Raw genomic sequence first — 23,400 nt, 5'->3', positions numbered from 1 at the left:
GCAAGCCATAAAAGGAAACACGCCAACAATAATATAAAAACCGTCTTACTCCGGATTCAGTTGACAATTCCAATAATCAACTAAATCCGGGATAAGACGGTTTTGCCTGCACTCGAATACTGTTTATTCCCCTGCAACAAAAGAAACAGGGCAAATTAGCGCTGTGTACCGGCAGACAATACGATTTTTCCTGTCCGCAGACCTTTGGCTTTGGCTTCAAAAACAATCTCACCGGATTGCTCCGTACTCTGCACAATAGCCGTCAACTGTCCATTGAAAGCGGGCATCTTGGGCAAGTGGAAAAGGTCGAGGCTGGTGGCGTCACCATTAGCGGCGGCACGATAACGGCCGGCTCCCTTCACAGAGAAAGAAACAAGACGATTGTCGGACGGACAAAGATTACCGTCTTTATCGACAACACGGACCGTGATATATGCCAAGTCTTTACCATCGGCAACAAGTCCGGTACGGTCCGCCACCAATTCCAGATGATGAGGCTTGCCGGCGGTATGGACTGTTTTTTCCTCTACCGGTTTGCCGGCAGCATCATAGGCTACAACTTTCAGTTCGCCCGGTTCATAAGGAACATCCATCCACATCAGGCGGTAGCGACGCTGCAAGGCAAGCGAGTCTTTACCCTGCAAGGCTTCACTCTCTCCGGCTGTAAGTTTACGCTGCTTGCCGTAGCTCTTACCATTGATAAAAAGCTCTGCGCCGGGATAGTTGGTATAAACGAAAACGGGAGTATTCTCTCCTTCCCTGCCCGGCCATGTCCAATGAGGAAGGATATGCAGCGTATTCACATTCTTGTTCCAAACGCTGCGATACAGGTAATAACGGTCTTTAGGCAGACTTGCCAGGTCTATGATACCGAATACGGAGCTATGGCTGGGCCAGGAATCCGTATCGTATGGAGAAGGTTCACCCAAATAGTCGAAACCAGTCCAGACAAACTGCCCGATAGTCCAGTCATAATCATCAGCCAAGGCAAAATCCACATCGGGGATATTAGACCAATAGCAACACTCTACGTCATATCCCGAACATTGATGGTCGTCATACCGCACACTGGCACGCTTCTCCACCGGAAATTTATAGACGCCGCGTGAACTGACGGTAGAAGCAGTCTCCGACCCCAGAATGATATTTTGCGGAAGCGCATTATAGGATTCTACATAACGGTGAGCACGATAGTTAAGACCGGGTACGTCTATCATGGCGGCAAATCCGTTTTCCAAGACACAAGATACCTGATCCATACCGCAGGTAACAGGACGCGTAGGGTCTTCACGATGGCATATATCCTGCAGGAACGAAGCGACTTTATAACCTTCCGGACTGCATTGCGTAGGCACTTCATTGCCAATGCTCCACATTACCACACTGGCATTATTACGGTAATGACGCAACATATTCACCATGTCCCGCTCCGCCCATTCGCCAAAGTAGCGGTGATAACCGTTTTCACATTTGGCAATGTCCCATTCGTCAAAAGGTTCTATCATCATCATAAAGCCCATCTCATCACAAAGCTCCACTAATTCCGGGGCCGGCATATTGTGTGAGGTACGGACTGCGTCGCAACCCATATCCTTCAACAGCGTAAGCTGGCGGCGAAGGGCGGCTACATTGACAGCAGCTCCCAAAGGTCCTAAGTCGTGATGATTGCAGACACCCTGAAATTTACGGTGCTTGCCATTCAGGAAGAAGCCTTTGTCGGCAACAATCTCTATGCTGCGAATACCGAAGCGGGTGATGTATTCATCCACCTGTTTACCGTCTACGTATATTTTGGAAGATGCTTTATATAAATAAGGTGTCTCCGGCGACCATAAGGCAGGACTGTTTACCAGAAAATTCTGTTCGAAAGGCCGGCCGTGATTAATCTTACCTGTATTATCTTTTACGGCAACCACCTTACCGTCCGGCGATACAATCTCCGTTACCACACGGATATTATTTTCTCCCGCATTGGCTATCTCCGTGCGCAGACGTACGGAAGCGTATTCGGAAGATACGTGCGGAGTGGTGAGTTGCGTGCCCCACACCGGAACATAGATACGGTCTGTTGTTACTACACGTACATTGCGATACAGTCCTGCACCGGGATACCAGCGGGAAGACTGCGGTTTGTTCTCCAGGCGAACCGACAACACATTATTCTTACCATTCTCATTCAGCAGTTCCGTAACGTTGCAATGGAAAGAATTATAGCCAAATGGCCAAAAACAGGCTTCTTTCCCATTGACGTACACACGGGCTTCACTCATGGCTCCGTCAAAAACCAGCGTTGCCTGTTTGCCGGCAGGAACATCGAATTTCGTACGATACCAGCCAACGCCCACGTACGGCAGTCCGCCGGAACGCCCTGTCTTAACGGATGCCTTCTTCTCAAAATTCTGTGTAATGGCAACATTCTGCAAATCGTTGCTGCGGTCGAAAGGTCCGAAGATAGCCCAATCGTGCGGTACGCTGACAGTCTCCCACTTACTGTCGTCAAACTCCGGTGATACGGCTCCGGTTACATCACCCTTAGTAAATTTCCAATTCTTCTCAAGCAAAAATTCCGAACGCTGTGCTTGTATCATAGCAGACAGGAAAAGCCCGCAACCTACAATCAACATTCGTAAAGTCCCCAAATTCATGCAATTCATAGTCGTAAATTATTTTTCTGCAAATATAGAAAAATTGCGGCTACTCCGGTCTGTCCCATCAATAATTAGTCAAAGATAATGAATATGCAATCGTTTGCATTTATACTTAACCCGATTGCTGTCAACAATAAAGCATTTATTCCGAGATTCCCCTATTTTTGCAATCGCATCGGAGAAGCTAAAATAAGCAAGTTCATTTTGTACCGCTTTCGGCTTGCATTATCTTTAAAATAAGATAAGCCGCACTCAGCATTAAAAATAAGCAAGCATATTTTGTACTGCCTTCGGTTTGCATTACCTTTGGCTGAAAAAGAAATAATACTCATGAACAAACCGCAGATAACTATCAAGGATATTGCCCGGGCGTTGAATGTCTCTCCTTCCACCGTATCGAGAGCGCTCAAGGATAATCCGGACATCAGCCGGGAAACCCGTGACCTCATCCATGCCTACGCGCGCGAACATAATTATAAGCCCAATGTACTTGCCGTCAACCTTCGTTCAAGCCGCAGCAACACGATTGGCGTGATTGTGCCCCAACTGGTGCATCACTTCTTTTCGTGCGTATTGAGCGGTATCGAAACGGCGGCGGCCGAAGCCGGTTACAATATAATCGTGGCGCAAAGCAACGAATCGTACGGGCAGGAAGTAAAAATAGTTCATTCCTTTCTCGCCGCCCGTGTCTGCGGCGTCATTGCATCTCTTGCCAAGAATACGGAGCAATACGACCATTATCAGGAACTCTTAAATAATAATATTCCGATTGTTTTCTACGACCGCATCTGTGCCGGACTGAAGACGGAGCGAGTAGTGGTCGACGACTATGCCGGTTCGTTTGCCGCTGTGGAGTACATGATTCAGACAGGATGTAAACGCATCTTCTTTTACGGAGCCGATCCGCATCTTGAAATTACCAAGAACCGGCGTAACGGTTATCTGGATGCCATGAAGAAATACAAGGTTCCCGTAGACGACAGCATGATTAAGTTATGCGACAATCGCGAACGCGCCATTGCCATAACACCCGATTTGCTGGAAAGCGACAACCGCCCCGACGGATTCTTTGCGATTAACGACGAAACGGCGGCAGGCATATTGTATGCCTGCAAGCTGGTGGGACTAAAAGTACCGGACGAGGTTTCTATCTGCGGGTTCACCGACGGAGCCATCGCCCAAAGTACCGACCCGAAACTGACAACGGTGGAGCAACATGGAGAGGAAGTCGGCAAGAGCGCATTCGGCATCCTTACCGACAAGCTGGAAGGGAGTGAGGAGAAAAGCACCAATAAGATTGTACGGACGAATCTGGTGGTGAGAGGAACGACGAAATAATGAATTATAACTAATATCATAAAAAACAAAAGAACAATGAAAGTAAAACCCGATTTAAGTTTCTGGAAACTGTGGAACATCAGCTTCGGTTTTTTTGGCGTACAGATCGCGTATGCCCTGCAAAGCGCGAATATCAGCCGTATATTCTCCACTTTGGGAGCTGACCCGCACAGTTTGAGTTATTTCTGGATATTACCGCCGTTGGCAGGTATCATAGTGCAGCCCATTGTAGGAGCCGCCAGCGACAAGACCTGGACGAGATTCGGACGTCGCATTCCTTATTTATTCATCGGTTCGCTGGTTGCGGTGCTCGTCATGTGCCTGCTGCCCAATGCGGGCAGCTTCGGCATGGCGGTAAGTACGGCCATGATTTTCGGTCTGGTATCGCTGATGTTTCTGGACACCTCTATCAATATGGCGATGCAACCGTTCAAGATGATGGTAGGCGATATGGTGAATGAGAAACAGAAAGGACTCGCCTATTCCATTCAGAGTTTCCTATGCAATGCCGGCAGTCTGGTGGGGTATCTGTTCCCGTTTATATTTGCGTGGGTGGGCATCAGCAATACGGCGCCGCAGGGGGTAATTCCCGATTCTGTAATCTATTCGTTCTACATCGGAGCCGCTATCCTGATATTCTGCGTTATTTATACAACGGTCAAAGTCAAGGAAATGCCGCCTGCGGAATATGCCGAGTATCATGGCATCACAGAAGAACAGGAACATGAGAAAGTCAATATGCTGAAGCTGTTGGTTAAAGCGCCGAAAGCCTTTTGGACGGTAGGACTGGTGCAGTTCTTCTGCTGGTTCGCTTTTATGTTTATGTGGACATACACCAACGGCAGCATAGCCGCAAATGTTTTTGACGCACCGACCGTTGAACACACTGTAAACGGAATCACTAAAATAGTTCTTGACACCAAGAGCCTGCAATATCAGGAAGCCGCTAACTGGGTAGGCGTACTGTTTGCCGTACAAGCCATCGGCTCTGTACTTTGGGCGGTCTGCATCCCTATGTTCAAAGACCGCCGCTTCATTTACGCGCTGAGCCTCGTGTTGGGCGGCATCGGCTTCATATCCACTTATTTTGTACACAGCCAGTATGTGCTGTTCATCTCTTTCCTGCTGATAGGTTGCGCATGGGCCGCCATGCTGGCGCTGCCTTTCACCATCCTGACCAACGCCTTGTCCGGCGGGCACATGGGCACATACCTCGGACTGTTCAACGGAACCATCTGTATCCCGCAAATCGTGGCAGCGGCATTAGGCGGAAGTATTCTGGCACTGTTTACGCCGAAAGGAATGCTTCCCCCGGAAATAAACATGCTGGTAATGGCGGGTGTGATGCTCATTATCGGAGCCGTCTGCGTATATCTGATAAAAGAGACCAAAGGAGAAAGGTCGTAAACCATCCGACGCCCCGTTCCTCACCAAGGAACGGGGCGTTTCTTTTTCCCGCATCTTATTTGTTTATCCTTTTATTTGTTTATCTTTACACCGATAACACAGAAAAGACTGCCATGAAGAAATACCTTAAAACTGACGAATGGAATATTATAGAAGATAGTTTTCAAGCCGACCGCATGCGATGGTCGGAAAGCATATTCAGTCTTGGAAACGGCCGTTTCGGACAACGGGGATATTTTGAAGAGCCATACAGTAGCGACAGCTATCGCGGCGCATTCGTGGCAGGCATCACATTTCTGGACAAAACCCGTGTAGGCTGGTGGAAGAACGGTTTTCCACGGTTCTACACACGCATTCCCAATGCTCCGGACTGGAGCCGTATCAGCCTGCGCCTTATCGATGAGGAGCTGGATTTGGCTCAATGGGATGTAGACAGTTTCAACAGACGCCTCGACATGAAAGCAGGTATCTCCTATCGGGATGCGGAAGTCACCTCTCCGCGAGGAAACAAGCTCCGTCTGCACGTGGAACACATCACCGACATGGCTCATCCCAACCTCTGCCTTATAAAATATAGCGTTACGTCCGTCAACTACACAGGCAAGATTTCCCTCGTGCCTACTTTCGACGGCGACATCGTGAACCAAGCCGAGTATCCTGACGAAAAGACTTGGAATATCCTGCGCTCCGGCACCACCAGCGATTGCGCCTATCTGTGGACGCAGACCAGACGGGAAGACGCGCAAATATGCTATGCCATGACCTATCGGTTTTTCAAGAACAATAAAGAGACATTCGCCAACCCGATACGTATCGAAAAAGAAAAGCAAACCGGATTCAGCGTAGGTGTAGAAGTGAAACCGGATGACACCGTAACGCTCATTAAATACATTGCCATCGCATCGTCCCTCTATTATGAGCGGCAGGACTTGATAGAAGCGTCCGTCTCGGAAGCCCGGAAAGCCCGGAGTACGGGTTGGGATGTTCTGGTACAGGAGCACCGGCAAGCCTGGCAGGAGATATGGGACGAAACCGACGTTATCATCGAAGGAGACCCGGAAGCCCAGCAAGGCATACGCTATAATATCTTCCAACTCTATCAGACATACCGGGGAGACGACCCTCGGCTGAATATCGGCCCCAAAGGTTTTACCGGAGAAAAGTACGGCGGAAACACTTACTGGAATACCGAATTGTGTTGCGTGCCCTTCTTCCTGCTTTCCACTCCGAAGAAGATTGCCGAGAACCTGCTGATGTACCGCTATAAACAACTGCCTAAAGCCATTGAGAATGCCCGTAAGTTAGGATTCGACAATGGAGCCGCCCTCTTTCCGCAAGTCACCAGCAATGGAGAGGAGTGTCACAGCGAATGGGAGATTACCTTTGAAGAGATTCACCGGAACAACATGATTGTCTATGCCATTCTGCAACACTCCACCCTCACAGGCACACTGGATTACATCGCCCGCTACGGACTGGAAGTAATGATAGCCATCAGCCGCTTCTGGAGCCAACGGGTGTCTTTCTCACAACCCAAACAGCAATACGTCATTTTGGGAGTTACCGGACCCAACGAATACGAGAATAACGTAGACAATAACTGGTACACCAACTACTCCTGCATGCGCTGTCTCAGAACCACCCTCAGTTTCCTTGAAATCATCGCACGGCAATACCCCGACGAATACGCCCGCATACGCCGTATCACCCGTCTGAACTATACGGAAGAGAGCGAACGCTGGCGGGATATTATCGAACGGATATATCTGCCGGAAGACCCGGAACGCGGTATCTTCGTGCAAAACGACGGTTATATGGACAAAGTTCTGCAAAGCGCCGATGCCATTCCCGATGGCGAGCGCCCCATCAACCAGTACTGGTCGTGGGATCGTATCCTGCGTTCCTGTTACATCAAGCAGGGTGACGTTCTGCTCGGGCTATACCTCTATTATTTCAACTTCGACCGGGAAACCATCCGCCGTAACTTTGAGTTCTACGAACCGATGACCGTGCACGAATCGTCCCTTTCCCCGCATATCCATTCCATTCTTGCCGCACGCATCGGAAAGGTGGAGAAAGCGTATCAATTATTCTTACACGCCACCCGCCTCGACCTGGACGACTACAACAACGAAGGAGACCAGGGACTGCATATCACCAGTATGCCGGGCAGTTGGCTGGCTATCGTACGCGGGTTTGCGGGATTGCAAATACTGAACGACACACTCAAGATAGAGCCCGTCATACCGGAGAAATGGAGCAGTTACTCGTTCAAAGTGAACTACTTAGGCAATACGCTGCATATACAGGTAAGCAAAGAGATAAAAATCAGCCTGACCGCCGGAAGCCAACTGAACATACAGGTATATCAAAACGTTTATGAATTAAGACAAGGGTTGGCTTTGACCGTCAACCTCAAAGACTTGTCTTAATCGGAATAAATGAAGAAAATGTATCTGTTCGCCTTAGCGGTGACGTTCATCATTACGTCCTGCGGGCAAAAAAAGAGGGAAGAAACCACCCTCGTTCGACCTGTGAAAACCGCTACCGTACGTTCACAGTCGGTAATTCTCAAGGATTTCTCCGGCATGGTAGAAGCGGTGGAATATGTGAAACTGGCATTCCGTGTCAGCGGACAAATCATCAACCTTCCGGTAGTGGAAGGACAAAGGGTAAGGAAAGGACAACTGATCGCCGCCATCGACCCCCGGGATATCTCCCTGCAATATGCCGCCGACAAGGCTGCCTATGAAACCGCTGCCGCACAGGTCGAGCGCAACGAGCGGCTGCTGAGCCGCCAGGCCATTTCCTTGCAGGAATATGAAATCAGCGCAGCCAATTATCAAAAGGCCAAATCCGCCTACGAGTTATCCACCAACAATATGCGGGATACAAAACTGCTCGCCCCTTTCGACGGCTCCATCGAAAAGCGTCTGGTAGAGAACTATCAGCGTGTCAATTCGGGAGAGGGGATCGTACGGCTGGTAAATACGCAGAAACTGCGCATAAAATTCACCGTACCCGATGATTACCTGTACCTGCTTCGTGCCAAAGACGCCACGTTCAAAGTGGAGTTCGATACTTATAAGGGTACGATATTCAACGCCAAACTGGAAGAATATCTCGATATTTCAACAGACGGTACGGGCATCCCGGTTACCATCACCATTGACGACCCAGCTTTTGACCGTGCCGTATATGATGTGAAGCCCGGATTTACCTGTAACATCCGTCTCGCCTCGGACATCGCCCCTTTCATAGAGGAAAAGCTGATGAATGTACCGCTAAGCGCCGTATTCGGCGACAGCGAGAACAAGAACACCTATGTGTGGATCGTGAAAGACAACAGGGTAAGCCGTCGCGAAGTAACCGTATATTCACCGACCGGTGAAGCCAATATTCTCATCTCCAAAGGGCTGAAACCGGATGAAACCGTTGTTATCGCCGGAGTATACCAGCTCGTAGAGGGGCAGAGAGTAAAAGAGGTAGAGTAACAGCCTTTCCCCTATCACTTTATAACTTTATCACCTTTTACATATGAACTTAGCCAAATATTCATTAGACAATACAAAGATTGTCTATTTCTTCCTTGCCGTATTGCTCATCGGCGGCATATTCTCATTCGGCCGTTTGGGAAAGAAAGAAGACGCCCCCTTTGTCATCAAGACGGCGGTCATTATGACACGCTATCCCGGAGCCGAACCCGCTGAAGTGGAACGGCTCATTACCGAACCTATCTCCCGCGAAATACAGAGTATGAGCGGAGTGTACAAGATAAAGTCGGAATCCATGTACGGACTTTCCAAGATTACGTTCGAGTTGCAGCCTTCGCTCTCCGCAGCATCTATCCCGCAGAAATGGGATGAACTGCGTCGTAAGGTTCTCAATATACAGCCCCAACTGCCCGCCGGAGCTTCCGTGCCAACGGTATCGGACGACTTCGGCGATGTATTCGGCATTTATTACGGACTGGTCGGCGACGACGGTTTCTCTTATGAAGAAATGCGCAACTGGGCGGAACGCATCAAAACTCAGGTCATCACCGCCGAAGGAGTGATGAAAGTAGCCCTGTTCGGCACACAGACGGAAGTAATCAATATCTTTATCTCCGTAAACAAGTTGGCGGGGATGGGTATCGACCCCAAACAACTGGCAAGCCTGCTGCAATCGCAGAACCAGATTATCAATACGGGTGAAATCGGCGCGGGCGAACAACAGTTGCGCATTGTCGCCAACGGTACTTATACCACCGTCAACGACATCCGTAACCAGCTAATCACCACTCCCGGCGGCCAGGTCAAGCTGGGCGACATAGCCATTGTCGAAAAGGGCTATATGGACCCGCCCGGTACTATCATGCACGTCAACGGAAAACGGGCTATCGGCATCGGTGTCTCCACCGACCCGCAGAAGGATGTGGTAAAAACCGGCGAACTGGTAGACAAGAAACTCGCCGAGCTGCTGCCTCTCATTCCCGTAGGGCTGGAATTGGAAAGCCTTTATCCCGAAAACATCATAGCCAAAGAAGCAAACAATGGTTTCATTATCAACCTGATAGAATCCATTCTGATTGTAATTGTCATCATCATGCTGGTAATGGGGATGCGTGCCGGCGTGCTCATCGGTTCTTCACTGATATTCTCCATCGGCGGTACGCTGCTTATCATGTCATTTTTGGGAGTCGGATTAAACCGTACCTCGCTGGCAGGCTTCATCATCGCCATGGGAATGCTGGTGGACAACGCTATCGTAGTGACCGACAACGCGCAAATCGCCATAGCCCGCGGTGTAAACAGACGGAAAGCGCTGATAGACGGCGCCACCAAACCGCAATGGGGACTGCTTGGAGCAACGTTTATAGCCATCTGCTCCTTCCTGCCGCTTTATCTTGCGCCGTCTTCCGTCGCCGAGATTGTGAAGCCGTTGTTCATCGTCTTGGCCATCTCGTTGGGATTAAGCTGGGTACTGGCATTGACGCAAACCACCACTTTCGGTAACTTCATACTGAAAGCCCGAACCGGCAACAGCAACAAAGACCCCTACGACAAGCCTTTCTACCATAAGTTCGCATCTGTCCTCAGCCTGCTGATACGCAAAAAAGCGTTGACGTTGGGAAGCATGGTCGTATTGTTTATCCTCTCCCTCGTTGTCATGGGACTGATGCCGCAAAACTTCTTCCCCTCACTGGACAAGCCCTATTTCCGTGCCGACGTATTCTATCCCGACGGATACGGTATCCGCGATGTAGAGAAGGAAATGAAGAAAGTGGAAGCCCATCTGCTGGAACAGCCGGAAGTGAAACGGGTTTCCGTCACCTTCGGCAGTACCCCGCTACGCTACTATCTGGCATCCACTTCCGTCGGTCCGAAGCCCAACTTCGCCAACCTTCTGGTAGAAGTGACAGACAGCAAATATACCAAGGAATATGAAGAGAATCTGGATAGCTATATGAAGGAGAATTACCCCAATGCCATCACCCGCACCACGCTCTTCAAACTCTCGCCTGCCGTAGATGCCGCTATCGAGATAGGCTTTATCGGCAATAACACGGATACTTTAGTGGCGCTGACCAACCGGGTTCTGGAGATGATGCACCGTGACAAAGACCTTATTAATATACGCAATTCATGGGGTAACAAGATTCCCATATGGAAACCCGTATACAGCCAGGAGCGTGCGCAACCGTTAGGCGTGTCCCGCCAGAGCATGGCGCAAAGCATACAAATCGGCACCAACGGAATGACATTGGGAGAATACCGGCAAGGCGACCAAGTACTCCCTATCCTGCTGAAAGATAATACAACCGACTCATTCCGCATTAACGACCTGCGTACACTGCCCGTATTCGGGACTACGCGTGAAACCACCACGCTGGAACAGGTGGTCAGTGAGTTCGACTATCAGTATAAGTTCTCCAATGTAAAGGACTACAACCGCCAAATGGTTATGATGGCACAAGCCGACCCCCGCCGGGGAGTAAACGCCATTGCCGCCTTCAACCGTGTATGGGAACAGGCGCAGAACGAAATAGACGTCCCCGAAGGATATACCATGAAGTACTTCGGCGAACAGGAAAGCCAAGCTGAATCCAATGCCGCACTGGCAGCCAATATGCCGCTGACGTTTTTCCTGATGTTCGTCACCCTGCTGTTCCTGTTCAAGACCTACCGCAAGCCCATTGTCATATTGCTGATGTTGCCGCTCATCTTTATCGGCATCGTATTGGGGCTGCTGCTATTGGGCAAGACATTCGATTTTTTCGCCATCTTGGGTTTACTGGGACTTATCGGGATGAACATCAAGAACGCCATTGTCCTCGTAGACCAAATCGATGCGGAAACGGCTGCCGGAAAAGCGCCGCGCGAAGCGGTCATCAGCGCAACGACCACCCGTATCGTTCCCGTAGCCATGGCATCGGGCACCACCATTCTGGGTATGCTGCCGTTATTGTTCGACGCCATGTTCGGCGGTATGGCAGCCACTATCATGGGCGGTCTGCTGGTAGCTTCGATACTCACCCTGTTTGTATTGCCTGTGGCCTACTGTGCGATACAGGGAATAAAAGGATGAAGGGATTTACGATTTGACTATTTACGATTTACTATTTGAATGATGAGAAAAATTATACTTATATTATCAGTAATCAGCCTCGGCATAAGCGCCGAGGCACAGGAAACGTATCTCAGCCGCGAGGCCTATCGGGATAAAGTGGAAGCATACAGCCAACTGCTGAAGCAACAACGCCTGAAAACCGCCGCAAGCACCGAGGCCCGCAAAATAGCTCAGACAGGCTTCCTGCCCAAGATAGACATTACCGCCGAAGGGACTGCCAACTTGAGCCACCTGGATGCCTGGAACAGTCCTGCGGGACAATACCGTCCCTATACCTACCAGGCATTGGCTACATTGGGGCAGCCTCTTTATACAGGCGGTTCGCTCATTGCCCAAAAGAGAATAGCCAAAGCCGACGAGGAACTGGATAAGCTTGCCATAGAGCTGACACTCGACCAGATACACTACCAGAGCGATGCTGTTTATTGGAACGCTTCGGCCGCATTGGCCACACTCGAAGCTGCCGCCCGTTTTGAAGAGATTGTCAACCGGCAATACAGCATCATTCAAGACAGGTTCGACGACGGCGCCATCAGCCGTACGGACTTACTAATGATTTCCACCCGCAAGAAGGAGGCTGAACTGCAGTTCATCAAAGCCCGTCAGAACCATACCCTCGCCTTGCAGCGACTCAATATTCTGATGGGAGTAAAACCGGACGCCGCGGTAGACAGTCTTTGCGAAATCGGCGCCGGCTCTCCTCCCGTCGATTTACTGAGCCTCGACGAAGTATTAGGACGCCGTGCGGACTATGCCGGAACCAATGTCAGTATCGTCAAGAGCGAAGCGCAACGCAAGGCCGCCCTCAGCCGGTACAATCCCCAACTCAGTATGTTTTTGGCTACCGGATGGGATACCGGTATCGCCTATATGGGACAGGACGTACCCCACACCCCCATTGCGGGGCTCAATCTCAACATCCCCATTTTCCGATGGGGGGCACGCTTCAAGACCAACCGCCAGCAAAAAGCATATATAGGTATCCAGAGATTACAGCAAAGCTATGTAGCCGATAATATTTTGGAAGAATTATCCGCCGCTACCACCAAACTGACGGAAACGGAACAGCAGGTAAAGACAGCCCAAGAGAATATGGCGCTTGCCGAAGAGAATCTCGACTTGGTTACGTTCTCATACAATGAAGGCAGGGCAAGCATGGTCGATGTGCTTTCCGCGCAACTTTCGTGGACGCAAGCGCAAACCAACCTTATCAACGCGCACCTTGCCGCAAAAATGGCAGTGGCCGAATACAGGAAAGCCATCAGTGAATAAAGGCAAGCGTAAAAAAGAATGTGTTAAAACTATGAATGACTTCTCATTCTGTTATTCATAGTTTTAACACATTCTTTTATATCATCAACCCCTTACCCGAGGAAGGAAATCAGCACGCCCGCCGCTACCGCAGAACCGATAACACCGGAAATATTACTGGACATACAGTAATTCAGCACATGGTTCTTGGGGTCGTACTTGGTAGCGATTTCATTACATACACGACTCGCCATAGGCACAGCGCTCAACCCTGTTGCGCCAATCAGCGGATTAATCTTCTTCTTGGAGAACAGGTTGAACAGTTTCACAAAGAAGATACCGCCCGAGATAGACAAGGCGAACGCAAGGAAACCGCCGATAACGATACCGATAGTAGTCCAGTTAAGGAACGCCTCGCTCGTCATGGTAGCACCCACGCTCAATCCCAGGAAGATGGTTGCCGCATTCATAATGCTGTTGGCCGCCGCATCGAACAGGCGGCTGGTATCGGAACCTATTTCCTTAATCAGGTTACCGAACATCAACATACCAATCAAAGGCACCGCCGTCGGTACGAAAAGGGCTACAATAGTAGTAACGGCAATCGGGAAGACAATCTTCAATACACGCAGGTTCTTTATCTCGGTCTTTGAAGGATACAGCTTCTCCTGCTCCTTCATGTTAATCATCAGTTCCTTCTTGCTGCAAAGCAGTTTCACGACCAATGGAATGATAACCGGAACCAACGCCATATACGAGTAGGCCGCAATAGCGATAGGACCCAGCAAGTGCGGAGCAAGTTTAATGGTAGTAAAGATAGCCGTAGGACCGTCTGCGCCACCGATAATGCCCAATGCGCCGGCTTCCTGCGGTGTAAAACCTATCATTACCGCGCACAGCAGCACTGTAAAGATACCAAGCTGTGCAGCCGCGCCGAATATGGAAAGGCGCAGATTGCGGAGCATAGGTCCGAAGTCCGTCAGCGCACCCACACCCATAAAGATGATGGGCGGCAGGAATCCGGTCTTTATCAGCATATAGTAGATGAAGTTCATCAGTCCGAGGTCGTGCGCAATCTCATGCAACGGCATCTCCCAGATGTTCTTCAGCACTCCGTTCACCATTACCATACCGTTTTCATCCGCCTGAATCACGCCCATCTCTCCGCCGGGGAAGTTGGCTATGAGCACACCGAAAGCGATGGGAACCAGCAACAGCGGTTCGTAATGCTTCTTGATGCCCAGATACAGCAAAATGAAGGCAATGGCATACATTACAAGGAACGACGGATCGGCAATGATATTGCTGAACGCCGTCATATCATAAAGTTTCGCAAATATATCTTCCATTATCCAATCTTCATTAATACATCATCTTCAGAAACAGAATCACCCGGATTGACACAGATAGCGGTAACCGTTCCGCCAAAGTCGGCACGGATAGCATTATAAGTCTTCATCGCCTCGATGTAGCAAAGCAGGTCGCCTTCCTTCACCTTGTCTCCTACCTTGAGCGGAGTTTCCTGCGCATTCTTGGTCAGGAAGAACTTGCCTTCGAGCGGAGCCGCCACTTCCTGTCCTTCGCCTACGGGGGCGGTGACTTTCTCGGTAGCGGAAGCCGGCAGGTCTATGTCGCCGTAGGCCACCGTCACGCGATAAGCCTGTCCGTCCACCTGTACAGTAAGTGTTTTGGGTTTGGCGTCATCCAAAGGAGATTTATCACGTTCGGCACGGCGTTTTTCCACGTCTTCCAGAAAGTCCTCTTTGGCCTTGCCGCTCTTGTACGCCTCGTATTGCGCCGGATGCATGGCATACTCAAAGAGTTCCTCATCATCCTCTCCGAGTTCCCACTTGTTTTCTTTCATCAGCTTGCGGTACTTATCAAGCGCATCGGGATAATTGTCCTGCGGGTTGCCGTTGAAGAATTTACGTCCCTCACGTTCCGCCTTTTCCACGATTTCGGGCGCAAGCTCACCCGGCAGTTTACCGGCTTTGCCCAACAGCATATCCCAAATATCGTCGGCTATCATGCCCCAACGTTCCTTGCCTTTCTCCATAGCCATCACGTTCATCATGGACAGGTTCTTTACATATTGGCTGAACGGGGTTACCAACGGCGGGTAACCTACACGCGGCCATACGTAAGCCACTTCGTTGAAGAGTTTAATCAGCAGTTCGTCCTGCTTCATAAACGGCAGGTTACGTTTAGCCTTATATTTGTTGATAGATTCCAGATTGGACTCCAAGTCCGCCATCAAGCTGCCCATCATGCCGCCCGGAAGTCCCGGACCAATCAGCAACGAGTTCATCAGACGGTTCTTCGGGCTGATGTACAGGCCGAGGAAATCATCCATAAACTCTTGTATCAGGGCGCGAACCTTCATGTAGGCTTCCATATTGACCTCAGGTACTTGGAAACCGGCGTCTTTCAGCATGGCTTGCACGCTAAGCAGGTCGGCATGTCCGGTACCCCATGACAGCGGTTCCATACCTACGTCGATGTAGTCGCAGCCGGCTTCACATACTTCGAGAATGCTCGCCATATTGAAGCCGGGACCCGCATGGCTGTGATATTGAATGGGAATTTCCGGATGGGCGGCTTTGATATTGGCCACAATCTTGCCCAGAGATACCGGACGACCGATACCGGCCATGTCCTTTATACAGATTTCGTCCGCACCCAGTTTGATAAGCTTCAATGCCATATCCGTATAATACTCCACTGTATGGATAGGTGAATGGGTGATGCAAAGAGAGCACTGCGAAATCATTCCCGCCTCGTGCGCATAAGTGATGGAGGGGGCGATGTTACGTATATCATTCAGTCCGCAGAAAGTACGCGTGATGTCCGTACCCTGCGCTTTCTTTACTTTATAAAACAACTTGCGCACATCGGCGGGCACAGGGCTCATGCGCAAACCGTTCAGCGCACGGTCCAACATATGTGTCTGGATGCCGGCTTCGTGGAAAGGTTTCGTCCACTCGCGCACAGCCTTATTGGGATTCTCGCCGAACAAAAGATTTACCTGTTCAAAACCGCCGCCATTCGTTTCTACACGGGCAAAACATCCCATCTCGATAATGGCGGGAGCTACCTTTACCAGTTGGTCTACACGGGGAACATACTTTCCGGCGCTTTGCCACATATCCCTGAATACCAAACTGAACTTAATTTCTTTTTTCATACTAAATTATTCCTGTGTGTGTTTATATAAGATTAGTTATTTCAGATTTTCTCTACTTTCGCTACCTTGCCCTTGCCTTGCGTCACCACCGTAACAGCCGCGTTGATGGCCGCCATGATATTGCCGGGAATAGCCGCGGGAGCATTTGCCGCCTGTTTGGCAGGAGCAACCTCTTCGGGAGCATATTTATTCACAAGAGCGATGAGGAGTTTACCTAAGTAGATAACAATCAGCAGGATGGCAAAAACCGTTGCCATACCTACTACCATTAGCAGGAGCGCTAAATTCAAGTTTTCCATATTATAAATTATTAGTTATTCTATCGGAATTGCAAAAATTCGTCCGAAATTAGCGATAATTCGTTAAAGAATAGTGTGATATAATTATAAATAATGCTAAAACAGAAATTCCCGTGCCGTCCGGAAGGGCAACACGGGAACTCATTTATCAATACTGCGATATCGGTACAGAATCCTGTCCGGATACGATAAAGATTATCCTAACGGATTTTCTTCTTCACCACCGCCCGCACCATCTCCATTACCGCCATTGCCGGAAGCTGAAGTTTTGCCCCACTCTTCCCAACAGATATTACTGTCTACCATACTACGGGTAACAACCTTATTATTAATGTCCCGTTCGACCTCGGGAATGAAACGGACACGTACACCCGCTATTTGAGAAGCGCTGACCTCTTTAGACGTTTTCACTCCATTCTTGTTGGCGGCAGCCGTATAATAAAAAGTACCTACCCCGTCTATTTTCACCGTACGTCCTTGCGCCATATAAAGAGAAAGTACGCTTCCCAAATTCTTAATGATGGCATACGCGTCACCACGGGTAACGGTAGAAAGCAACGCCAATTGATCCGCCACCTGATTACTTGTAACAGCTTTGCCCCATGTGATGGACTGAGGATACCATAAACCGTTGATTTTTTGTTGAGTTTTCTTATAAAACATAATTGATAATGTATTAAGTAAATATATAATAGTTGCCAGTGAGCCAGTCATCACCGCTTTGACCGATCAGATTGAAGGCCGACCGAAACCGCATCTCTTTCAAGAAGTATAAGGAAGAACTCTACCGCGAGGCCTCAACGATAAAGTATTTCGCTTTTCTCAAATTCGATGTTGCAAAGTTAAAGGACACAAGAAGGAATAACAAGAAAACAGGCTCTACAACAATCCCGGCAAAACAGCTATAAATCAACATATTATCAACCGCACATCTCTACGACCCGACAATAGGATACCAAACCGGAGATTCAATATTCTATGAATATCTCTACCTGAACGCTATGTAAAGAGCTGACAACCAGCATCACGAAACCAATGTATCTCTACAATACCGAGAAACTTACACTTCTTTCTCTCTACGATTCATATCCTGAATGATTCCTAAAATCTTGCCGTATTCTAAAAAGGAAGTAGCGGCTTTGCGCTATATCGAAAATTATCAGACGATACAGGCAAAAGTTGGCGGGTAATTGAAATATAGCAACAAAACACGGATGCTGGACATGCTATCTTAACGGTGGCAGGCATTGTCGTTATGCGAGGCTATCTCTGTCGTTATGCAAGACGGCCTCTGCCGGCGTATGAGAGTATCACAGCCGTTATCTTTGATTACCCCGTCAAGAAGTACTTCCGGCGGGACTTTTTTTGCAGTATAATCGAGTTTACCCCAGTTTCGGCTCTCTTATCCGGATTGCAACAAAACTTTACACATGGAAAATGTAATACCAGACTGGGCTATGGGTAATTCCTGAGAGCATCGCATTGGAGACATAAATCTCACAAGCACCTGCCGGGAAATAACACGTATCAGCATCCGCACACCACCACATCCACCGTCTCCCCGTTTTTGAACAAAGATTCATCCGCCTGTATCAGCCGCTTTTTCAAGCGGAACTTCTGCTGAGAGACAGAAGCGGGAGAGACAGCCGTAAGCGTTGCTATCTGTGTGTTCGTAAAGCGCAGGCGAATCAGTAGGCAAAGCTGAAGGTCGGCAGGCGTGAGCTGGGGAAAGCGGAAAATGAGGCGTTCGGAAATGCCTGTATACGCTTTGTCTGTCAGTTGCCGCAGATGTTCCCATTGGGCTTCCGTCAGAAACTTGGGATGAGCGCGCAACCGCTCCACCACCTCGTCACGGTCTATCAATGCGGCGGTGAGCGCTTGTACCTGTCCGTCCAGTTTACGGGCACGTTCACCCTCTTTTTGCAGCAGTTCCAGCTCATAAGGGACAGGATGGTCTTCGTACTCCCTGAGACGTCCGCGAAGCACTCCGTTCTCCTCGTGCAACCGGCTACCCCGGGTCATAAGATTCACCAACGAGCGTTGTACTTCTTCGCGTTCGTCATCTTCCAGTGACATCTCTTTGAGGCATTCTTCCAGTTCGGCACGCTCACATTCGTTGTTATGCAGGTGGCGTTCATTCTCGCTCAAGTTGATGAGGTAACGGCGGTGCTTGCGCTCGTTCGTGAACTTTATGTCCCGTATGGAAAGCCAGACATTCAAGCCCAGCATCAATGCGCCGAACACTCCCCAAAGGGTATGCTTCCATCCCGTGACCGGCATCAGACGAAGAGGTTTTCCTGCGGACTGTTCTTTTACACGGGCGTATTCGCGATGCAGGCCGGAAAGCAGACGAGCGGTACGGGCACTGTCGGCAACACCGGACTGTACCAACGAATCGGCATGGGCAAGGGAGTGTTCATACTCCAACATATCCTTATCGGCGGGAGCGGAACAGGCCGTTATCCCCCAAAGGAGAAATAACGGCAGAATAAAATCGAGGCAGGACTTCATGCGCATATAATAGTAATGGGTAAATGAGTAAAGTATAAGACAAAAAACACGGATTACACGAATCCGGCGGTTCAAGTCAATCAAGAGCCGCGTAAATTCGTATAATCCGTGCCTCAAAATAAGTTTCGGTTCCCTGTTATCAGAACTCGCTCGTAAAGTGGAACTTTATGTTTTTGAAGTCCATTTGCGCCATTTGCAATACATAGCCGCTGTCTGCCAGAAACACGTCCCTGCCCTCGCGGTCTTTCGCCATATACTGGTACTTGCGTTTCTTGAAGGATTCCAGTTCGGCGGGGTCGTCGCTTTCAATCCAACAAGCCTTGTAGAGGCTCAACGGCTCCCAACGGCACTTGGCGCTGTACTCATTTTCCAGACGGTATTGGATAACCTCGAACTGCAACTGCCCTACCGTACCGATAATCTTGCGTCCGTTGAACTGGTTGACAAACAACTGCGCCACACCTTCGTCCATCAACTGGTCGATACCTTTGGCAAGCTGTTTCTGCTTCATCGGGTCGGCATTCTCAATGTACTTGAACATCTCCGGCGAGAAGCTCGGCAAACCGCGGAAATGAAGCATCTCGCCCTCGGTCAGCGTATCGCCTATCTTGAACGTGCCGTTATCCGGCAGGCCGATAATATCTCCCGCCCATGCCTCGTCGATGGTAGTCTTGCGCTGCGCCATAAACTGCGTGGGCGACGAGAAACGCATGGTCTTGCCATGACGCACATGCAGGTAGGGCGTATTACGGGTAAACTTACCGGAACATATCTTGCAGAATGCGATACATGAACGGTGATTCGGGTCGATATTGGCGGTAATCTTGAAGATAAAGCCTGTGAATTTCGGCTCCTCCGGCTCCACTTCACGCTCTTCCGCCTTTACAGGACGGGGACTGGGAGCAATCTCCACAAAGCAGTCCAGCAACTCCTGCACACCGAAGTTATTCAAGGCGGAACCGAAGAATACGGGAGCCAGTTCACCTTTCAGATATTCCTCTACCTGAAATTCGGGATATACCCCGTCTATCAGCTCCAGCTCGCCGCGCAGCTTGTCCGCCAGCGAAGAGCCTATCTGATTATCCAGTTCTTCCGTATTTATATCCACTTCCACTTTCTCCGTCACCACCTGTTTGGAAGGCTGGTACAGGTTCAGATTATGTTCGTAGATGTTATAAACTCCCTTAAAGCGGGCGCCGCTCTCGATAGGCCATGTCAGAGGGCGGACATGGATGGAAAGCTCCTCTTCCAGCTCATCCAGCAGGTCGAACGGGTCTTTCGCCTCACGGTCCATCTTATTGATGAAGATAATCACCGGAGTGTTGCGCATACGGCAGACCTCCATCAGCTTGCGCGTCTGGGTTTCCACACCTTTCGCGCCGTCCACCACAATGATAACGCTGTCCACCGCCGTCAGGGTACGGTAAGTATCTTCGGCAAAGTCCTGGTGACCCGGAGTATCGAGAATATTGATTTTGTAATCGTGATAATCAAACTCCATTACAGAAGTGGTTACAGAGATACCACGCTGTTTTTCAATATCCATCCAGTCCGACGTCGCCGTCTTCTTTATCTTGTTGCTTTTCACCGCGCCCGCCACCTGAATCTGACCGCCAAACAGCAGCAGCTTTTCAGTCAACGATGTCTTACCGGCATCCGGATGCGCGATAATCGCAAAGGTTCGTCTTCTTTCTATCTCGTTGTTACTTGCCATATATAAATAGGTATAATATTCAAATAAATATCGTTATGCTTGCTGCGCCAGTCGCTCGATGCAGACCTGTAAGCTCTCTTCCCAGTGAGGAATCCCGATGCCGAAAGTCTTTTTAATCTTCGTCTTGTCCAATACGGAATATTGCGGACGCGGAGCCTTGGCCGGATACTCGTACGTATGCAACGGACTGACTTTGCATGAGGTAATGCCCGCTATGCGATGAATGGCTACCGTAAAATCATACCAGGAACAAACACCTTCGTCGCTGAAATGGTAAATACCGGGAACAATGCCTCGATTGATAGCCGCAAAGATGGCACGCGCCAAATCGTTGGCATAAGTCGGCGTACCGATTTGGTCGAAAACGACTCCCAGCTTCTCACGCTCATTGCCCAAGCGAATCATGGTCTTTACAAAATTATTGCCGTAAACGGAGTACAGCCATGCCGTACGGATAACCATTGCGCGACTGCACTTCTCCATAACAGCCTGTTCGCCCGCCAGTTTCGTGGAGCCGTAAACGGAGTTGGGACAAGGAGTCACTTCTTCCGTATAAGGAATATGGCCGGTGCCGTCGAACACGTAGTCCGTAGACACCTGTATCATGGCGGCGCCGCAAGCCTCAGCGGCAGCAGCCAGATAGCCGGGAGCCACATGGTTCAGTTTATCGCAAAGCTCCGGATTGTCTTCCGCCTTGTCTACCGCCGTATAAGCGGCACAGTTTACGATAACATCCACCCGGTTGCCGGCCACGAATGTACGTATGGCCTGTTCATCACATATATCCAGTTCCTGCACATCTGTAAAGAAGTAAGTGTGTTGCTGATTTTCAGCGGAGAGCGCCCGCATCTCGTTGCCAAGCTGACCGTTGGCGCCGGTTACCAATATATTCATCTTAACAGTTACTATTTATTCCCTACGGTCATGATATTTCTTCTATCTCCGACACGTAGGTATGTTGACAATTTACTATTCTATTATTTACTATTTATCACTCAACTTATTATCCAAGCCCATACAAACATCCTGTCAGTCATTATCCAGCTTCAACGCGCCTTTCTTGTCCTTGTCGTAATAGTTGGCGAGCAAGGAAAGAAAACTGCTGATAGCCTCTACCGCCTTAGCAGTGCCCTGACTGATTTCTTTTTTCTGCAAACGCAGCAGCAATATGCCGTAAAGCGCCTCAAAGCAGGTTTCCAATTCGGGTTCTTCCTCCTGTCCGCCCTTTTGCCGCAATTCTACAATAAAAGGCAAGGCCTTGAAGTATGCCGCATTATAAAAAGGATACTTCGTGGAAGCCAGCAAATCGGCATGCAGGTCCGTAAGGTTACGGATGACGTTGCGGTTAATCTGCAAATGCCCTTTCTCCGTCACGCCCTCGGCACGCATCATATCGGCAAGATTGCCGTACCATTCTTCCAAAGCCGCATGCTCTTCCGCAGGGTAGCGGGAAATAATGTTACTGCGAAGCAGGTCTATATCGCACTTATTAGCGCGAAGCAGGTCTTCCACTTGCCACATATATATAAGGTATTCGGCAATATTCTTCTCTTTCAGTTGCTGTGAGATCTTCACGTTGAGATTGATGATTTATTGTTTATGATTGATTCAAACGTCACATTCCCTGTCTGCCGGCCGTCAACTAATACAACGATTCGCCCATCAGCGTAAATACCAGCCCGAGTGCAGACACCACCATGACAATGCCGCCGATGATACGGTTCAATATCCAAATGCCGCGTAAGTTGAATTGCGTACGGACCTTGTTGACGAAAAAGGTAATTCCAAACCACCACGCCAACGCTCCCAAAGCAATGGCAAGATACCCCGTAACGGCCTCGAAGACCAACACGCCTTCGCTTACGAAAGCAAAACGCGCAAACAGACCTACGAAAAGAAAGATGATAAGCGGATTGGAAAGAGTGACAGCGAACGCCGTGATAAAGTTATGAAAATAAGACCCCTTGCTGGTGGATACCGGACGAATGGATTGTACCGGATTACTGCGGAACGTGTAAATACCGAATATCAGCAGCAGGATACTTCCGAACAGTTGCAGATAGAAAATATTCTTGTTGACATAATCGAAGACGAAACTCATTCCGTAACCTGTCAGCAAAGCGTAGGCTATATCGCTCAACGAGGCTCCTATACCGGTTACAAAACCATACCAGCGCCCTTTATTCAAAGTACGCTGAATGCACAATACTCCTACAGGACCCAAAGGTGCGGACACTATAACACCGATTATGAACCCCTTCCACAATATGTCAAATATGGTCTCTATCTGAATCATGCCTGCAAATATCGGACTTTTTTATGAGACGACCGAATAGAGTTAACGTTTTTTCGTCAGAAAAGGATTTTAAAAAGCTATATTATCCCTATGAAACGTGAAACATGTTCTCTCGCATCCGACTGAAGTTTTTTATTTCC

At 49.3% G+C, this 23,400-nt stretch carries 16 protein-coding genes; 6 read left to right on the top strand and 10 right to left on the bottom strand.

The genetic code is table 11. From position 1 onward, the window contains the following. Nucleotides 1-155: 155 nt before the first annotated feature. Nucleotides 156-2,624: a glycoside hydrolase family 2 TIM barrel-domain containing protein gene (locus BHV73_RS02910; protein WP_286736397.1), complete on the bottom strand. Its 2,469-nt coding sequence runs from the start codon at nucleotides 2,622-2,624 to the stop codon at nucleotides 156-158. Nucleotides 2,625-2,978: 354 nt separating this feature from the next. Here BHV73_RS02910 and BHV73_RS02905 point away from each other — a divergent pair, with 354 nt between their 5' ends. The 6 genes from BHV73_RS02905 to BHV73_RS02880 all read left to right on the top strand — a co-directional run bounded on the left by BHV73_RS02905 (nucleotide 2,979) and on the right by BHV73_RS02880 (nucleotide 13,277). After that, on the top strand, nucleotides 2,979-3,986 hold the full coding sequence (locus BHV73_RS02905; RefSeq protein WP_286736333.1) for a LacI family DNA-binding transcriptional regulator: 1,008 nt from the start codon (nucleotides 2,979-2,981) through the stop codon (nucleotides 3,984-3,986). A 36-nt stretch (nucleotides 3,987-4,022) separates the two neighbouring features. Further along, nucleotides 4,023-5,393 carry an SLC45 family MFS transporter gene (locus tag BHV73_RS02900; protein ID WP_022219179.1) on the top strand — a complete coding sequence of 457 codons (1,371 nt, stop codon included), beginning with the start codon at nucleotides 4,023-4,025 and terminating at the stop codon, nucleotides 5,391-5,393. 113 nt (nucleotides 5,394-5,506) lie between these two features. Further along, nucleotides 5,507-7,825, top strand: a complete 2,319-nt coding sequence (locus BHV73_RS02895) for a family 65 glycosyl hydrolase domain-containing protein (RefSeq protein WP_286736330.1) — start codon at nucleotides 5,507-5,509, stop codon at nucleotides 7,823-7,825. Between the two features lie 9 nt (nucleotides 7,826-7,834). Beyond that, complete coding sequence (locus BHV73_RS02890) at nucleotides 7,835-8,887, top strand: efflux RND transporter periplasmic adaptor subunit (RefSeq protein WP_087425186.1); 1,053 nt, start codon at nucleotides 7,835-7,837, stop codon at nucleotides 8,885-8,887. Between the two features lie 43 nt (nucleotides 8,888-8,930). Further along, nucleotides 8,931-11,963 (top strand): efflux RND transporter permease subunit, encoded by a 3,033-nt coding sequence (locus BHV73_RS02885; protein WP_286736327.1) that lies wholly within the window; start codon nucleotides 8,931-8,933, stop codon nucleotides 11,961-11,963. 39 nt (nucleotides 11,964-12,002) lie between these two features. After that, nucleotides 12,003-13,277 carry a TolC family protein gene (locus BHV73_RS02880; protein ID WP_286736325.1) on the top strand — a complete coding sequence of 425 codons (1,275 nt, stop codon included), beginning with the start codon at nucleotides 12,003-12,005 and terminating at the stop codon, nucleotides 13,275-13,277. Between the two features lie 92 nt (nucleotides 13,278-13,369). Here BHV73_RS02880 and BHV73_RS02875 read toward each other — a convergent pair whose 3' ends face one another. From BHV73_RS02875 to BHV73_RS02835, 9 genes are all read right to left on the bottom strand, one after another. Beyond that, a complete protein-coding gene (locus BHV73_RS02875; protein WP_009122426.1) occupies nucleotides 13,370-14,605 on the bottom strand; it encodes a sodium ion-translocating decarboxylase subunit beta in 1,236 nt (411 codons plus the stop codon). After that, a complete protein-coding gene (locus BHV73_RS02870; RefSeq protein WP_009122427.1) occupies nucleotides 14,605-16,440 on the bottom strand; it encodes a biotin/lipoyl-containing protein in 1,836 nt (611 codons plus the stop codon). Before BHV73_RS02870 ends, BHV73_RS02875 begins: the two co-directional genes overlap by 1 nt. A gap of 41 nt (nucleotides 16,441-16,481) precedes the next feature. Further along, on the bottom strand, nucleotides 16,482-16,739 hold the full coding sequence (locus BHV73_RS02865; RefSeq protein ID WP_009122428.1) for an OadG family protein: 258 nt from the start codon (nucleotides 16,737-16,739) through the stop codon (nucleotides 16,482-16,484). 195 nt (nucleotides 16,740-16,934) lie between these two features. Continuing rightward, complete coding sequence (locus BHV73_RS02860; protein ID WP_187366644.1) at nucleotides 16,935-17,405, bottom strand: HU family DNA-binding protein; 471 nt, start codon at nucleotides 17,403-17,405, stop codon at nucleotides 16,935-16,937. Nucleotides 17,406-18,266: 861 nt separating this feature from the next. Continuing rightward, nucleotides 18,267-19,250 (bottom strand): helix-turn-helix transcriptional regulator, encoded by a 984-nt coding sequence (locus BHV73_RS02855; protein ID WP_286736392.1) that lies wholly within the window; start codon nucleotides 19,248-19,250, stop codon nucleotides 18,267-18,269. A gap of 139 nt (nucleotides 19,251-19,389) precedes the next feature. Next, nucleotides 19,390-20,964, bottom strand: coding sequence for a peptide chain release factor 3 (locus BHV73_RS02850; protein ID WP_286736319.1), 1,575 nt, complete (start codon nucleotides 20,962-20,964; stop codon nucleotides 19,390-19,392). Between the two features lie 33 nt (nucleotides 20,965-20,997). Beyond that, on the bottom strand, nucleotides 20,998-21,858 hold the full coding sequence (gene rfbD / locus BHV73_RS02845) for a dTDP-4-dehydrorhamnose reductase (protein WP_286736316.1): 861 nt from the start codon (nucleotides 21,856-21,858) through the stop codon (nucleotides 20,998-21,000). 135 nt (nucleotides 21,859-21,993) lie between these two features. Further along, on the bottom strand, nucleotides 21,994-22,539 hold the full coding sequence (locus BHV73_RS02840) for a DUF4924 family protein (protein ID WP_009122435.1): 546 nt from the start codon (nucleotides 22,537-22,539) through the stop codon (nucleotides 21,994-21,996). Between the two features lie 67 nt (nucleotides 22,540-22,606). Then, complete coding sequence (locus BHV73_RS02835) at nucleotides 22,607-23,260, bottom strand: LysE family translocator (RefSeq protein ID WP_009122436.1); 654 nt, start codon at nucleotides 23,258-23,260, stop codon at nucleotides 22,607-22,609. Between the last annotated feature and the right edge of the window lie 140 nt (nucleotides 23,261-23,400).

This window comes from Bacteroides sp. 44_46 (assembly GCF_001915465.1).
Taxonomy (GTDB): Bacteria; Bacteroidota; Bacteroidia; order Bacteroidales; family Bacteroidaceae; genus Bacteroides; species Bacteroides clarus.
This window is presented reverse-complemented; position numbering and strand designations above follow the sequence as displayed.